This window comes from Polaromonas sp. LjRoot131 (assembly GCF_964252805.1).
Lineage (GTDB): Bacteria > Pseudomonadota > Gammaproteobacteria > Burkholderiales > Burkholderiaceae_C > Polaromonas.
Genome location: NZ_CAXUPF020000001.1, coordinates 2106657 through 2122272 on the forward strand (window position 1 = coordinate 2106657; position 15616 = coordinate 2122272).

At 64.3% G+C, this 15616-nt stretch carries 14 protein-coding genes; 8 read left to right on the forward strand and 6 right to left on the reverse strand.

What is annotated here, in order from left to right; translation table 11 throughout:
- From ACSQ27_RS09950 to ACSQ27_RS09970, 5 genes are all read right to left on the reverse strand, one after another.
- Entirely contained in the window at positions 1–987 is a 987-nt protein-coding gene (locus ACSQ27_RS09950; RefSeq protein WP_436155278.1) for an NAD(P)H-quinone oxidoreductase, read from the reverse strand.
- 76 nt (positions 988–1063) lie between these two features.
- Positions 1064–3181, reverse strand: a complete 2118-nt coding sequence (gene pnp, locus ACSQ27_RS09955; protein WP_436155279.1) for a polyribonucleotide nucleotidyltransferase — start codon at positions 3179–3181, stop codon at positions 1064–1066.
- A gap of 220 nt (positions 3182–3401) precedes the next feature.
- Positions 3402–3668, reverse strand: a complete 267-nt coding sequence (gene rpsO / locus ACSQ27_RS09960; protein WP_436155280.1) for a 30S ribosomal protein S15 — start codon at positions 3666–3668, stop codon at positions 3402–3404.
- Between the two features lie 463 nt (positions 3669–4131).
- Positions 4132–5325 carry a pyridoxal phosphate-dependent aminotransferase gene (locus tag ACSQ27_RS09965; RefSeq protein WP_436155281.1) on the reverse strand — a complete coding sequence of 398 codons (1194 nt, stop codon included), beginning with the start codon at positions 5323–5325 and terminating at the stop codon, positions 4132–4134.
- A 53-nt stretch (positions 5326–5378) separates the two neighbouring features.
- Positions 5379–6644 (reverse strand): branched-chain amino acid ABC transporter substrate-binding protein, encoded by a 1266-nt coding sequence (locus ACSQ27_RS09970; RefSeq protein ID WP_436155282.1) that lies wholly within the window; start codon positions 6642–6644, stop codon positions 5379–5381.
- 140 nt (positions 6645–6784) lie between these two features.
- On the opposite strand from ACSQ27_RS09970, the gene ACSQ27_RS09975 reads away from it, so the two are divergent.
- On the forward strand, positions 6785–7186 hold the full coding sequence (locus ACSQ27_RS09975; protein WP_436155283.1) for an Hsp20/alpha crystallin family protein: 402 nt from the start codon (positions 6785–6787) through the stop codon (positions 7184–7186).
- Between the two features lie 30 nt (positions 7187–7216).
- Here ACSQ27_RS09975 and tsaD read toward each other — a convergent pair whose 3' ends face one another.
- Positions 7217–8260, reverse strand: a complete 1044-nt coding sequence (tsaD, locus tag ACSQ27_RS09980) for a tRNA (adenosine(37)-N6)-threonylcarbamoyltransferase complex transferase subunit TsaD (protein ID WP_436155284.1) — start codon at positions 8258–8260, stop codon at positions 7217–7219.
- An 86-nt stretch (positions 8261–8346) separates the two neighbouring features.
- Here tsaD and ACSQ27_RS09985 point away from each other — a divergent pair, with 86 nt between their 5' ends.
- The 7 genes from ACSQ27_RS09985 (at position 8347) to ACSQ27_RS10015 (ending at position 15564) form a co-directional block, all read left to right on the forward strand.
- Positions 8347–8979 (forward strand): ANTAR domain-containing response regulator, encoded by a 633-nt coding sequence (locus ACSQ27_RS09985; protein WP_436155285.1) that lies wholly within the window; start codon positions 8347–8349, stop codon positions 8977–8979.
- Between the two features lie 376 nt (positions 8980–9355).
- Positions 9356–10600 carry an ABC transporter substrate-binding protein gene (locus ACSQ27_RS09990; RefSeq protein WP_436155286.1) on the forward strand — a complete coding sequence of 415 codons (1245 nt, stop codon included), beginning with the start codon at positions 9356–9358 and terminating at the stop codon, positions 10598–10600.
- 58 nt (positions 10601–10658) lie between these two features.
- Entirely contained in the window at positions 10659–11627 is a 969-nt protein-coding gene (gene ntrB, locus ACSQ27_RS09995; RefSeq protein WP_436155287.1) for a nitrate ABC transporter permease, read from the forward strand.
- A gap of 17 nt (positions 11628–11644) precedes the next feature.
- Complete coding sequence (locus tag ACSQ27_RS10000; RefSeq protein ID WP_436155288.1) at positions 11645–12454, forward strand: ABC transporter ATP-binding protein; 810 nt, start codon at positions 11645–11647, stop codon at positions 12452–12454.
- Positions 12455–12526: 72 nt separating this feature from the next.
- Complete coding sequence (locus ACSQ27_RS10005; protein WP_436155289.1) at positions 12527–14671, forward strand: ATP-binding protein; 2145 nt, start codon at positions 12527–12529, stop codon at positions 14669–14671.
- 45 nt (positions 14672–14716) lie between these two features.
- Complete coding sequence (locus tag ACSQ27_RS10010; protein WP_436155290.1) at positions 14717–15088, forward strand: response regulator transcription factor; 372 nt, start codon at positions 14717–14719, stop codon at positions 15086–15088.
- A gap of 17 nt (positions 15089–15105) precedes the next feature.
- Positions 15106–15564: a chemotaxis protein CheX gene (locus tag ACSQ27_RS10015; RefSeq protein ID WP_436155291.1), complete on the forward strand. Its 459-nt coding sequence runs from the start codon at positions 15106–15108 to the stop codon at positions 15562–15564.
- The last annotated feature ends 52 nt before the right edge of the window (positions 15565–15616 follow it).

The window sequence follows — 15616 nt, forward strand, 5'->3', positions numbered from 1 at the left end:
TTACCAGGTCAAGACAATTTTGCCGATATGTGAATTCGACTCCATCAGCGCATGGGCTTTGGCCGCATCGGCCGCCGCAAACGTGCTGTGGATGACGGGCTTGATCCGGCCCGCCGAAAGCAGGGGCCAGACTTTTTCCTTCAGCGCTTTTGCAATCGCCGCCTTGAACTCGATGGAACGCGGACGCAGGGTCGAACCAGTGATGGTCAGGCGCTTGCGCAGCACCAGGCCGGCATTGACTTCAGCCTTGACGCCGCCTTGCACCGCGATGATGACGAGCCGGCCGTCTTCGGCCAGGCACTCGACTTCACGCGCCACGTAGCTGCCGGCCACCATGTCCAGGATGACGTTGACGCCCTGCCCCTGGGTCAGCTTTTTCACCTCTTCGGCGAAGTCGCTGGCCTTGTAGTTGATGGCGTGGTCAGCCCCCAGGGCGATGCAGGCCGCGCACTTGTCGTCGCTGCCGGCCGTGACCAGCACCGTGGCGCCCATGGCCTTGGCGATCTGGATGGCGGTGACGCCGATGCCGCTCGAGCCGCCCTGGATCAGCAGGGTTTCACCCGGCTGCAGGTGGGCGCGCTCGAACACATTGCTCCAGACCGTGAAGAAGGTCTCGGGCAGCGAAGCCGCCTCGATGTCGCTGAGGCCCTCAGGCACCGGCAGACATTGGCCAACCGGCGCGACGCACAGCTCGGCATAACCCCCACCGAACACCAACGCGCAAACGCGGTCGCCAGGCTTGAAGCCGGCGGCAGCCATGGCCTTGGCATCGCCAGAGACGATCACGCCAGCAACTTCCAGCCCCGGAATATCGGACGCACCCGGCGGCACGGGATAGTGGCCGGTGCGTTGCAAGACGTCGGGGCGGTTCACGCCGCTGGCGCTCACGCGGATCACCACCTCGCCCGGCCCATCGATGGGCGCCGGGCGCTCGCCCAGACGCAACACCTCGGGCGCACCGTAGGAGGTAATTTCAACAGCTTTCATGGGGTATGCAGTTCATTTACGCCACCGGCGCCCGATGCACGGGCACCGACGGCTGCAAAATCCGTCGCAAGAAGGATCAGCCGCGGTCCTGGTCCTGGGCCGGACGGTCCAGCAAGGCCTTCATCGACAGCTTGACGCGGCCTTTTTCGTCGGTCTCGAGAACCTTGACCTTGACGATCTGGCCTTCGCTCAGGTAGTCGGTGACCTTCTCGACGCGCTCGTGGGCGATCTGGCTGATGTGCAGCAGGCCGTCCTTGCCGGGCAGCAGGTTGATCAGGGCGCCGAAGTCCAGGATCTTGGTGACCGGGCCTTCGTAGACCTTGCCGATTTCGACTTCAGCGGTGATCTCGGCGATGCGGCGCTTGGCCTCGTCGGCCTTGGCGCTGTCGTTCGAGGCGATGGTGATGGTGCCGTCTTCCTCGATGTTGATCTGCGTGCCGGTTTCTTCGGTCAGCGCGCGGATGACGGCGCCGCCCTTGCCGATCACGTCGCGGATCTTCTCGGGGTTGATCTTCATGACGTAAAGGCGCGGTGCGAAGTCGGAGACTTCAGCCTTGGCCTCGCCCATGGCTTCCTGCATCTTGCCCAGGATGTGCATGCGGGCTTCCTTGGCCTGGGCCAGCGCGACCTGCATGATTTCCTTGGTGATGCCCTGGATCTTGATGTCCATCTGCAGCGCGGTGATACCGAAGGTGGTACCGGCAACCTTGAAGTCCATGTCGCCCAGGTGATCTTCGTCGCCCAGGATGTCGGTCAGCACGGCGAAGCGGTTGTCTTCCTTGATCAGGCCCATGGCGATGCCGGCCACGTGGGCCTTCATCGGCACGCCGGCGTCCATCAGCGACAGGCAGCCGCCGCAGACCGAAGCCATCGACGAGGAGCCGTTGGACTCGGTGATTTCAGACACCACGCGCATGGTGTACGGGAATTCTTCCTTCGTGGGCAGCACGGCGATCAGCGCGCGCTTGGCCAGGCGGCCGTGGCCGATTTCGCGGCGCTTCGGGCTGCCGACACGGCCGGTTTCGCCGGTGGCGAACGGAGGCATGTTGTAGTGCAGCATGAAGCGGTCTTCGTAATCGCCGGACAGCGCGTCGATTCGCTGCGCATCGCGCTCGGTGCCCAGCGTGGTCACGACCAGCGCCTGGGTTTCGCCGCGCGTGAACAGGGCCGAGCCGTGGGTGCGGGGCAGCACGCTGTTGCGGATTTCGATGGCGCGCACGGTGCGCGTGTCGCGGCCGTCGATGCGGGGCTCGCCGGCCAGGATCTGGCTGCGCACGATCTTGGCTTCGATGTCGAACAGCATGCCTTCAACGGCCACGCCGTCGAACTCGACGCCGTCGGCCTTGAGCGCGGCCATGACGTCGGAGGTCACCACGCGGCAGGCTTGCGTACGGGCTTGCTTGGCGCGGATCTGGTAAGCGGCTTGCAGCTTGGCGCCAGCGAGTTCGTTGACCTTGGCGATCAACGGTTCGTTCTTGGCGGGGGCTTTCCAGTCCCAGACCGGCTTGCCGGCGTCGCGCACGAGTTCATGGATCGCGTTGATGGCGATGTTGCCCTGCTCATGGCCGAACACCACGGCGCCGAGCATGATTTCTTCGGACAGCTGCTGGGCTTCGGACTCGACCATCAGCACGGCGGCTTCGGTGCCGGCCACGACGAGGTCCATCTTCGAATCCTTGAGCTGGGTTTTGCCGGGGTTCAGCACGTACTGGCCGTCGATGTAGGCCACGCGCGCTGCGCCGATGGGGCCGTTGAACGGGATGCCGGAGATCGACAGGGCGGCGCTGGAGGCGATCAGTGCGGGGATGTCGCCCTCGACTTCAGGGTTCAGCGACAGCACGTGGATCACGACCTGCACTTCGTTGAAGAAGCCTTCGGGGAACAGCGGGCGGATCGGGCGGTCGATCAGGCGGGAGGTCAGCGTTTCGAATTCGCTGGGGCGGCCTTCGCGCTTGAAGAAGCTGCCGGGAATGCGGCCGGCGGCGTAGGTTTTTTCGAGGTAGTCGACCGTCAGGGGGAAGAAGTCCTGGCCGGGCTTGGCATCGGTCTTGGCGACCACGGTGGCCAGCACCACAGTGCCGTCCATGTCAACGACGACGGCGCCGCTGGACTGGCGGGCGATCTCGCCGGTTTCCATCGTGACCTTGTGCTGGCCCCACTGGAAGGACTTGGTGACTTTGTTGAAAATGCTCATGTTCTTATCTCCACTAAATTCACACGCTTGAGGCAGCGCGGGAGGCCCGGAGCGGCGGCTGGCTGAACACGATGCCATTCCACAAAATGCCTGGGATCAGTGGTCTGACCGGGGCTTTTCTTGTGGAATGACACAGCGCGTGCTCGTTTTGCCTTGCTCCGAAGTAAAAAGCGCCTGAGCTAGTGAACTAACTCAGGCGCTTTCAAATCGTTTTTACCGATTACTTGCGCAGGCCAAGCTTGGCGATCAGCGCGGTGTAACGGTCGGCGTCTTTGGACTTCAGGTAGTCCAGCAGCTTGCGGCGGCGGCTCACCATGCGCAGCAGGCCGCGGCGGCCGTGGTGGTCTTTGGCGTTGGCCTTGAAATGGGGGGTCAGTTCGTTGATGCGGCCGGTCAGCAGCGCCACTTGAACTTCAGGGCTGCCGGTGTCGCCGGCGGCACGTGCGTTGGCCTGAACGATTTCGGCCTTGATTGATTTTGCAATCATGTTTTCTCTTTCTTGCACCGAGGTGCGCTTGCGAGCGAAGCAGCGTTCCCGACATGGGAGTGAATAAACCGCTTTCGTCGTGTTCCGGCATGAAAAAAGCCAAAAATGGCCTCAAACTGCGCAGAGCCTTGGATTATAGCCGGAGAACCTGTTCATGGTCTAAACGGGGCCGCGCAAGCACCTTCTCGGGATGGGATGCAAGGCGCGGTGCGACGCCCATAGCCTAGCTATGGGCTAGCGCCGCAACGCCGCAGACCGCCCGAGAAGGCGCTTGCCCTCCGGGTTGGGGTGACGCAAACGCGGTCGCGTTTGCATCCCCGTTGGGGCAGCCGCACGACGCCCAGTCGGCTGGCTGGGCGGTCGGGCGATTGAGCCACCCAGGCCCTTGCATGGGCATGAGCCCAAGCGGCGTTCCCGGTCGGCCCACTCATCCCGATTGCACCCCAACGCGGCCCCGTTTAGATCATGAACAGGTTCTGAGCCAACCCTTGAGCCGTTGTACCCCCTGCCCCAGCCTGGCGACGTCCTGGCTGGCGAAACACCAGCGCAGCCAGCCCTGGGCGTCCGGCCCCGGGTTGACCATAAAGGCATTGCCGGGCGCCAGGCCCAGGCCGGCCTCCACGACCAGGCGTTTGGCGGTCTCCAGCGAGTTGCCGAAACGGGCCTGGTCTTCCAGCCGGAAAAAGGCGTACATGCCGCCTTTGGCCGGCGCCAGCTGCACGCCCGGCACCGCCTGCAGCAACGGCACCAGGGTGTCGCGGCAGGTTTTGAGGTGGGCCACCACGCGCGGCGTGATGTCGACCGTGCGCTCAATAGCCACCTGCCCGGCCCGCTGCACGAACACCGGCGCGCAGGAGGTGTTGAACTCCACCAGCTTGCCCATGTGCGGCGTCATGGCGGCCGGCATCACCAGCCAGCCCAGGCGCCAGCCGGTCATCAGAAAGCTCTTGGAAAAGCTGTGAACCACCACCAGGCGGTCTTCAGGCGCCGCAATATCCAGGAAACTGGGGGCGCAGCCATTCGGGGTGGGCTCGTAATACAGCCGCTCATACACCTCGTCGGCCAGTATCCAGGTTCCGGTTTTCCGGCAGTGCGCCAGGATGGCCTCCTGCTCGGCGCGCGCCAGGGTCCAGCCGGTGGGATTGTTGGGCGCGTTGACGATCAGGAGCTTGGTTTTCGGCGTGATGGCCGCCAGCAACTCGGCCAAATCAAGCCGCCATTCACCCGCCACCGGCCTGAGGCTGACGCATTGGACCCGCGCGCCCATGATGGCCGGCTGGGCCGTCAGGTTGGGCCAGACCGGCGTCACGGCCACGACCTCGTCGCCCGCATCGACCAGCGCCTGGACGGCCAGCATCAAGGCATTGACACCGCCCGAGGTCACCGCGATGCGTTCAGCCGTGATCGGCGCGGCGCCGGGGCAGCGCAGGCCCGTGGCGTAACCCGCAATCGCCTCGCGCAACTCGGGCAGGCCCAGGTTGTGGGCATAAAAAGTCTCGCCCTGCTGCAGCGAAGCGGCCGCCGCGTCGCGGATAAAAGCCGGCGTGACCTCGTCGCTCTCGCCAAACCAGAACTTGAGCACATCGCTGCGCCCCATGCCCGCATTGGCGACCTGGCGGATCATGGACTCTTCAAGGTTTAAAACAGCCTGTCTCATGGAAATGTTCGATCTGCCTGCCGGCATCAGTCAATAAAAAGGGAAACAAAAGCTCAGGGCCGGACCATCTTGCAGCTGCTGGGCTGCTCGGCCCGCTCGGGCGAAATCGTCTTGATGACACGAAAGCCGTAACCCGAGCCTTCCACGTCGAACTTCACGCCCGGCGAGCCCTGCTTGCCCATCAGCGCCACCAGCAGCGGCTGCTGGAACTGGTGGTCCAGCGCACGCATCACGCCCTGATGGCCCGCGAAAGTGACGGTGCCACGCTCCAGCTGCGCCGCCACCGCACCGGCCTCGGCGCTGCCGGCCTTGTCCAGGCTTTGGGCCAGGGCCTCGACCATCAGTTGCATGCGCATGTGCACATAGTCGTCCTGCGGCTTGGGGAAACGCTGGCGGAAGGACTGGTAAAAGGCCTCGGACTGCGCACCAGGCTCATTGGGAAACCAGTCGGCCACGGCCACCACCTTGCCCACACCGGCATCGCCCAGCGCGCCCGGCACACCCAGCGCATTGCCGTAGAAGGTGTAGAACTTGCCCTCGTAGCCCACTTCCTTGGCGGCCTTGATCAGCAAGGTCAGGTCGTTGCCCCAGTTGCCCGTGAGCACCGCCTGCGCGCCGCTGGCCTTGATCTTCGCGGCATAGGGGATGAAGTCCTTGACGCGGCCCAGCGCATGCAGCTCGTCGCCCACGATCTGCACGTCGGGGCGCTGCGCGCCCAGCTGCTTGCGCGCCTCGCGCAGCACCGCCTGGCCGAAACTGTAGTCCTGGCCTATCAGGTAAATGCTTTTGAGCGCCTTGTCGTCCTTGAGCACGTCCATCAGCGCGGCCATGCGCATGTCGGCGTGCGCGTCAAAGCGGAAATGCCAGTAGCTGCATTTTTCGTTCGTCAGGATCGGGTCGACTGCCGAATAGTTCAGGAACAGCACGCGCTTTTTTGGCTCGCGCTCGTTGTGTTTGTTGATGGCGTCGATCAGCACCGCCGCGATGGCCGACGAATTGCCCTGCGCGATGATGGTCACGCCGTCGTCGATGGCTGAACGCAAGGCCGCCAGCGCCTCTTCGTTCTGGCCCTTGTTGTCGTAGCGCTCGACCACCAGGTTGCGCGGCCCGCCGGCCAGTTTGACACCGCCGCGCGCGTTGACGCGCTCCGTCGCCCAGACCAGGTTGCGGAACACTGCTTCGCCGGTGTTGGCGAAGGCGCCCGACAGGCTTTCGATGAGCGCGATGCGTACAGGCGGCTGGCCAGCGGTTTGCGCGCCGGCCCCCACGCAGGCGCAGAGACATAGGGCCGTGAACAGGCGTTTCAAGTGTTTGTGCATAAAAAAATAGCTCCCTGTTTTCGCTTGATTTCGCTTGAATAAAACGGCAGCACACCTAACTGGGGTGCATGCGGCAATCACGGTGAACGCCGCGCAGTGTAAGGGGAAAACGCCCCTTGTTAACCCATCAAGGAATCGTCATGTTTTACTCTCTCGCCAACCGCCCCGCTCGCGCCTTTCATCGTCACTATGCGCCTGTCGTGAGCAACGGCGCGCTCGAAAAATTCCTCAACGACACCTTCAGCTCGCTCGCCGACACCGGCGCCGCCAAAGCTGCCAGCGTGGAAGATCTTGAGAAAGCCTACAGCCTGCAGCTCGACGTTCCCGGCCTGGCCCGCGAACAGCTGGACATCGGCATCGAAGGCGACGTGGTCCGCGTGTCCAGCAAGGAAGATGCACCCCGCAAGGTCAAGGCCGCATGGCGCTTTCCGCTGGAAATCGACACCGCCAACAGTTCGGCCAAACTCGAGAACGGTGTGCTGACCCTGACGCTGGGCAAAAAAGTCCCCGTCAGCAACGTGGCGCACCTGAACATTCAGTAATCGGGAGCGTCCCAAACGCAGGCGACCGGCTCAGGCCGGCTCTGCCTGCAATTCCGCCAGGTTCCAGCGCGGCTTCACGTCAAAGGTGTAGCTGCGCTTTAGCGCTTCAAGCCCGGCTTGCAGGCGCATGCCGGCAGCCAGGGCAATCATGGCGCCGTTGTCGGTGCACAAATGCAGCTCGGGGTAATGCACGCGGATGCCGCGCTGCTTGCACACCGCATTGAGCTGGCTGCGCAGCAAGGCATTGGCGCCCACACCACCGGCCACGACCAAGCGCTTGAGCCCGGTTTGCGCCATGGCGGCCAGTGATTTTTTGACCAGCACTTCCACGATCGCAGCCTGCGTGGCTGCCGCCAGATCCGCCTTGCGGCTTTCCAGGTCCGGCCCCAGCTTTTTGGCCTGCGTCAGCACCGCGGTCTTGAGTCCGGCAAAGGAAAAATCCAGGTCGCCGCTGTGCAGCAGGGGCCGCGGCAGCTTGAAGGCCGCGCCATCGCCGCCCTCGGCCAGTTTCGACAGGTGCGGTCCGCCGGGATAAGGCAGGCCCATCAGCTTGGCCGACTTGTCAAAAGCCTCGCCGGCCGCGTCGTCAATCGTTTCACCGAGCAATTCGTAGCTGCCCACGCGGTCCACCCGCATCAGCTGGGTGTGGCCTCCCGACACCAGCAAGGCCACAAAAGGAAACTCCGGCGGATCAGCGCTCAGGAAAGGCGATAGCAAGTGCCCCTCCAGGTGGTGCACGCCCATGGCCGGTTTGCCCAAGGCCGCCGCCAGCGAACAGGCTACGCCAGCGCCCACCAGGAGTGCTCCGGCCAGACCGGGCCCGCGCGTGTAAGCCACCACGTCGACCTGCGCCAGGCTGATGCCCGCCTCGGCCATCACCTGGTGCGTCAAAGGCAAAACACGTCGGATATGGTCCCGGCTCGCCAGCTCAGGCACCACACCGCCATAAGCCTGGTGCATGTCGATCTGGCTGAACAAGGCGTGCGACAGCAGGCGCGGCACAGCGCTGCCGCTGGCATCCACCAGCGCCACACCGGTTTCATCACAACTCGATTCGATTCCAAGAACTACCATTGTTCAAGTGTAAGGTTTGGAGAGAACTCCCCACGCCAGCAGGGCCGCGGAGCCGGCAAGGGCACGGTTCTTGCACACATTTCTCTATGACACCGTCCCAATCCCTGCGCCTTGTCATCATCGCCCCGGACCTGCTGGAGTCCGTGTCCGATGACGCCCATGCGCGGGAGCTGGCCGAGCGCTCGCGCCAACTGCGCATCGGCCTGCTGGAAAACGGTTACAACATCGTCGCGGTGCTCCCGGCCGACACCTTCCTGGACGAGCGCCTCGCGCAGCTGCAGCCCGACATGATCATCGTGGACGCCGAAAGCGAAGCCCGCGACTCGCTGGAGCACGTGGTGATGGCGACACGGGACGCCCGCCGGCCCATCGTGCTGTTCACCAACGACAACGACACCAGCCACGTCAAGGACGCTGTCGCCGCCGGCGTGTCGGCCTATGTGGTGGCCGGCTTGTCCCCGGACCGCATCCGCCCCATCCTGGACGTGGCCATGGCGCGCTTTGAGCATGAGCAGGGCCTGCGCAAGGAACTGGCGCACGCCAAAACCGAGTTGCATGAGCGCAAGGTCATAGACCGGGCCAAGGGCATGCTGATGCAGCGCCAGGGCCTTTCGGAACAGGCCGCCTATGAAAAGCTGCGCAAGGCCGCCATGGACAAGGGCCTGCGGCTGGGCGACGTGGCCCAGCGCATGCTGGACGCCCTGGACCTGCTCGGCTGATCCGACCGCCGGTGCCCCGGCCACCCTCAATTGGTGCAGCGCACAAATCAGGTGCAGGCACCGCTTCCGCGCTGTGGTGCTTCATGCGCGCGAAGTTCTTTCGGACAGCCTGCGCCTGCAAGCGCAAAGAAGGAATCTCTCAACATCTCCCCTCTCAAGAACAACTCTTTTGGCAACGTTCACCAACCCTGGCACAGCTTTTGCAATGCCCTAGGCACTGGTCAATGATGGCCATCCGGCACAGCACTTCAACGGCGAAGTGTGTGGTGCCCCAAGGAACAAAGGCGTTCGCACCCTGCATCACGTTCAACGTGGCTGCCCGGGTCGAGCGCCTTTTTTGTTTTTGTCTTTTGCTTTTTTTACCTGGAGCCGACACATGACTGAACTGCTGAAATCTTCGCTGACACGCCGCACCGTGCTGCAGGCCGCGGCCGTGGGCGCCGTGGGCATCAACCCCGCCCTGCGCGCCGCCGTGTATGCCCAAGGCTCCGACGCGCCGGAAAAGAAAGAAGTCAAGATCGGCTTCATCCCCCTGACCGATTGCGCCTCGGTGGTGATGGCCTCGGTGCTGGGCATAGACCAGAAATACGGCGTCAAGATCATCCCGACCAAGGAAGCCAGTTGGGCCGGCGTGCGCGACAAGCTGGTCAACGGCGAACTGGACTTTGCCCACGTGCTCTACGGCCTGGTCTACGGCGTGCACATGGGCACGGCCGGCCCCAAAAAGGACATGGCCGTGCTGATGACGCTCAACAACAACGGCCAGGCCATCACGCTGTCCAAGAAGCTGGCCGACAAGGGCGCGGTCGACGGCGCGGGCCTGGCCAAGCTGATGGCCAGCGACAAGCGCGAATACACCTTCGCCCAGACCTTTCCCACCGGCACGCACGCCATGTGGCTTTACTACTGGCTGGCCGCCAACGGCATCAACCCGATGAAGGATGCCAAGGTCATCACCGTGCCGCCGCCGCAGATGGTGGCCAATATGCGCGTCGGCAACATGGACGGCTTCTGCGTGGGCGAGCCCTGGGGCCACCGCGCCATCATCGACGGCATCGGCGTGACCGCCGTGACCACCCAGGACGTGTGGAAGGACCACCCCGAAAAAGTGCTGGGCACCACCGCCGACTTCGTCAAGAAATACCCCAACACGGCGCGCGCCGTGACCGCCGCCATCATCGAGGCCGGCAAATGGATTGACGCCAGCCTCTCCAACAAGAACAAGATGGCCGAGACCGTGGCCGACAAGAGTTATGTCAACACCAGCGTCGACGCCATCAACCAGCGCATCCTGGGCCGCTACCAGAACGGCATGGGCAAGACCTGGGACGACCCCAACTACATGAAGTTCTACAACGACGGTGCGGTGAGCTTCCCTTACCTCTCCGACGGCATGTGGTTCCTCACGCAGCACAAGCGCTGGGGCCTGATCAAAGAGCATCCCGACTACCTGGGCATCGCCAAACAGATCAACCACATCGACGTCTACAAGCAGGCCGCCACCGCCGCCAAGGCCAGCGTTCCCAAGGAGATCATGCGCAGCAGCAAGCTGATGGACGGCACGGTGTGGGACGGCAAGGACCCGAAAAAGTACGCCGACAGCTTCAAGGTCCACGCCTAAGGCCCGCGCCCCGCCACCCGCCCACCGAACCTTTCACCCCACGCAAAGAGGTCACGCCATGGTCAGTGCCGTATTCCACAGCCCGCTCGAGGCCGCGCCCGCGGCCCGCAGCGGCGACAAACCCCGCAGCCGGGATACCGGCGCTCCTCCATCGGCGCCTGCCCCCCACGACATGACAAATTCCACCACCCCTTCCACCGCAGTGCAGGCGGCCGCCGCCACCCCGCCGGCGCGCGCGCCCTGGGATGCCTCGTTTCTTTGGCTGGCCCTGCTGCCGCCCGTGCTGGGCCTGGGCCTGCTGGTGCTGGTGTGGGAGCTGGTCTTCATGGGCACGGGCGGCAGCATTCCTTCGCCCAAGGACACCTTCACGCAGGCGGTGCAGATCTTCAGCGACCCCTTCTACAGCAAGGGCCCCAACGACCAAGGCGTGGGCTGGAACGTGCTGTCCTCGCTCAAGCGCGTGGCCATGGGCTTCGGCATGGCGGCCGTCGTCGGCATCCCGGTCGGTTTCATGATCGGGCGCTTCAACTTTTTGAGCCGCATGTTCAACCCGCTGATCAGCCTCTTGCGCCCGGTCTCGCCGCTGGCCTGGCTACCGATAGGCCTGCTGGTGTTCAAGGGCGCCAACCCGGCCGCCATCTGGACCATCTTCATCTGCTCCATCTGGCCCATGATCATCAACACCGCCGTCGGCGTGCAGCGTGTTCCGCAGGACTACATGAACGTGGCGCGCGTGCTCAACCTCAGCGAATGGAAGATCGTCACCAAAATCCTCTTCCCCGCCGTGCTGCCCTACATGCTGACCGGCGTGCGCCTGGCCGTCGGCACCGCCTGGCTGGTGATCGTCGCGGCCGAGATGCTGACCGGCGGCGTCGGCATCGGCTTCTGGGTGTGGGACGAGTGGAACAACCTCAACGTCAAGAACATCATCATCGCGATCTTCGTGATCGGCATCGTCGGCCTGGTGCTGGAGTTCGCCCTGATCAAGCTGGCCACCGCCTTTACCTTCGAAGAAGTCAAGAACTGAAGAAGAGGAACCAAGCCATGACATCCTTCACCACCAAGTACATCGAGATCCAGGGCGTAGCACAGACCTTCAAGACAAAAAAAGGGCCGTTCCGCGCGCTGCAGAACATCAACCTGACGGTCGCCAAGGGCGAGTTCGTCGCGCTGATCGGCCACTCCGGTTGCGGCAAGTCCACGCTGCTCAACCTGATCGCCGGCCTGACGACGCCCACCGAGGGCAGCCTGCTGTGCGCCAACCGCGAAATTGCCGGGCCCGGGCCCGAGCGCGCCGTGGTGTTCCAGAACCACTCGCTGCTGCCCTGGCTGACCTGCTTTGAAAACGTCTACCTCGCCGTCGAGCGTGTTTTTTCGGCGACCGAGAACAAGGCCCAGCTCAAGGCCCGCACCGATGCGGCACTGGCCATGGTCGGGCTGACCGCGGCGGCGCAAAAGCGCCCCGGCGAAATATCGGGCGGCATGAAGCAGCGTGTCGGCATCGCGCGCGCGCTGTCCATGGAGCCCAAGGTGCTGCTGCTCGACGAGCCCTTTGGCGCCCTGGATGCGCTGACCCGCGCCAAGCTGCAGGACGAGCTGCTGCAGATCGTGGCGACCACGCAGAGCACGGTGGTCATGGTGACCCATGACGTCGACGAGGCGGTGCTGCTCTCGGACCGCATCGTGATGATGACCAACGGCCCCTCGGCCACGATTGGCGAGGTGCTGCAGGTGGAACTGCCGCGGCCCCGCTCGCGCGTAGCGCTGGCCGAGGACATCCGCTACCTGGGCTACCGCAAGGCCGTGATTGATTTCCTCTACACCCGCCAGGGCCACGTCGAAAAAGCGGCCTGACGAAGCCCACGGAAACCCGCGCCGCAAAAAGGCGCGGCGGCCGCCACAAAAAATCGCATAGGGAGGGTTTCCATGTCTGCTGTTTTGCCTGTTCGCGGCGCCGACAGAATTGTTGTCCCCCAGGGCGCGCCGGCCGGAGCGCGCGCGCCGTCGAAAAGCGGCCCGGGCCTGTTCGGCAAGTACCGCGAAATCATCATCGCGGTGGCGCTCTTCCTGTTGTTCGACCTCGGGGTGCTGGTCCTGAACTTCTACACCTCGTTCAAAATCGACCAGGACACCGTGGCCATCAATCTCTCGGGGCGCCAGCGCTACGTCTCGCAGCGCGTCGCGCGCACCCTGCTGGAGCTTGACGCCATGCGCATCTCGGGCGCAGCCTACAAGCCCGAAACCCTGGCGGAACTGCGCGCGGGCGCCAAGATCTTCCAGGTGTCGCACCAGGCGTTTCGCGAGGGCGGCACCATTCCCGGCGGTGACGGCAAACCGGTCTACCTGGAGCCCGTGGTGTCCAGCCGCGGCCGTGAACTTGAAGAGAAGGTAGACGTGCTCTGGAAGCCCTACTTCGCCCTGCTCCAGCCGCTGCTGGCCGGCGACAACTTCACGCAGCAGGAACTGGCCGCCGCGCTGGCCTACAGCCAGGCCCACAACATCCAGCTGCTCGGCGTGGCCAACGACTTCGTGACCGAAACGCAGCAGATAGGTGCATCGCGCGCGAGCGTGCTGCGCATGGTGCAGACCGGCGGCATCGTGCTGGCCCTGCTGAATTTCGCCTTCATCCTGTTCAAGTTCCTGCGCCGCCTGAAAACCTCCGACGCCGCGATCGAAGCGGCGACCGAGGAAACCCGTGAAATCCTCACAAGCGTGCGCGAAGGGCTGTTCCTGCTGACGCCGGGTCACCAGCTCGGCTCCCAGCTGTCCCGCTCAACCCACGCGCTGTTCGGCAAGACGTTGGTACCGGGGCAGAATTTCTTTGAGGTGCTGTCCACGCTGGTGTCCGCCAAAGCCCTCACCGATGCGCGCGACTATGTCGAGCTGCTGTTCTCCCCGCATGTGAAGGAGCAACTGGTCCAGGGCATCAACCCGCTCTCGGAAGTCGAGCTCACCGTCAGGAACCGGCTGGGCCAGGACACGGCCCGCTACCTGTCCTTTCACTTCAACCGGGTGCAGGACGGCGCGGCCGTGCGGCACCTGCTGGTCACCGTGCAGGACATCACGCAGAAGGTCGAACTGCAGGCCAGGCTGGCCGGCGAGCGCCAGCGCTCGCAAAAAGAGTTGTCCATGATGCTCAAGGCCTTCGAGACCGAGCCGGCCATGATGCGGGCCTTCGTCGAGCGCGCCGAAGCCTCGCTGCTGGAAGTCAACGACCTGCTGCGCAGTACCTCCTCGGCCGCCTCCGAAGCCCAGGTGCTCAAGGCCGTCGACGGCGCCTACCGCCGCATCCACGCTTTCAAAGGAGACGCCGCTTCCCTGGGCCTGGAAATCCTGGCCACGCTGGCGCACCAGTTCGAGACTGAGCTGCAAAAACTCAAGGACACCGGCGCCGCCACCGGCGATGCCCTGCTGGCCCTGCCGCTACCGCTGGAAGACCTGCTCTCCAAGGTCGGTGCCTTCAAGGCCCTGAGCCGCAAGCGCTCAGGCGACGGCGAGGCGTCCGGCGCAGGCGACTCGCCGCAGGGATTCAACACCGCGCTCGCGCAACTGGCGGCCGAGGTGGCCGCTGACTGCGGCAAACGCGTGAACACCGACCTGCGCATGGCCGGCGCGCCCGACATACCGCCGGCCAAAATGCACCTGGTGCGCGAGATCGCCATCCAGCTGCTGCGCAACGCCGTGGTGCACGGCGTGGAAAAACCCGCCGCGCGGCAGGCCGCCGGCAAGGCCGCCGAGGGCCAGGTCAGCGTGGCGCTGGGCCAGGACGAGGCCGGGCAGTGGCAGCTCACCGTTCGTGACGACGGCGCCGGCCTGAACGCCGACGGCGTGCGGCGCCGCCTGCTGGAACTGGGCTGGTACAACGCCGAGCAGCTGGAGAGCTTCAGCGACAGGCAGATCGTCGCCAACATCTTCAAGCCCGGGTTCTCCACCGCCGGCGGAACGTCCCGGCATGCCGGCCGCGGCGTCGGCCTGGACCTGGTGCAGGCCAACGTGCAGAGCCTGGGCGCGCGCCTGCTGCTGTCCAGCACGCCCGGCCAGCACACCGAATTCCGGGTCGTGTTTTCCTGAGACCGCCAACATGACCCACACCCCAAACCTGAAAGGAGGCTCACCATGCGACTGCTGATTGTTGACGACTCCAATATGATCCGCACCCGCATCTCGCGCGTGGTGCAAAACGGCGGCATCAAAGGCATCGTGCTCGCGGGCCTGGCCAAAAACGGCCACGAAGCCGTACGCCTGGCCCGGGCGACCCGGCCCGAGGTCGTCACCATGGACCTGACCATGCCCGAGATGGACGGCATTGAATGCATTTCCGCGCTGCTCAAGCTGGACCCGACGGTCAAGATCCTGGTGGTCAGCGCGCTCAGCGACAAATCAACGGCCATCCAGGCGCTCAAGCTGGGCGCCCGTGGTTTCGTGGCTAAACCATTCACCGATGAAGAGCTGCAGATGGCGTTGCTCGACATCGCCGACATGCGCTAAGGAAGAGGAAGACCACTGTGGCCACACTCAACGAAAACGACCTCAAGCTGTTTGTCGACTCGATCCGGCATTACCTCAAAGTCACGACCCGGCAGGAACCCCAAATCACCTCGGCCTACCTCGGCACGGGCGATATCGAAGGCTTTGAGTTCAACGGCATCGTGGCCTTTTCAGGCAGCCACAACGGCCATGTGATGGTGTCCATGCCGGGCAAGCTGGTGCGCGAAATTTTGCTGCTGCAGCATGAAACCGACCTCAGCGACGGCAACCTGCTGGACGCGGTGGGCGAGATCGCCAACACACTGGCCGGCAATGCGCGCAAGGCCCTGGGGTCCGAGCTGCAAATCTCGGTGCCGGTCAAGATGCAGGGCACGCAGGGCATGAAAGCCCGGGTCCGCACCCGCCCCTACGTCATCACGCTGCGCTGGAACCACTATTCCGCCATGGTGTGTGTCGACATGGACCGCAGGAACTGAATACCCGCGAGGCCTGCCAGGGCGGCCTTGGTGCACGCATTTTGTGCGGCGC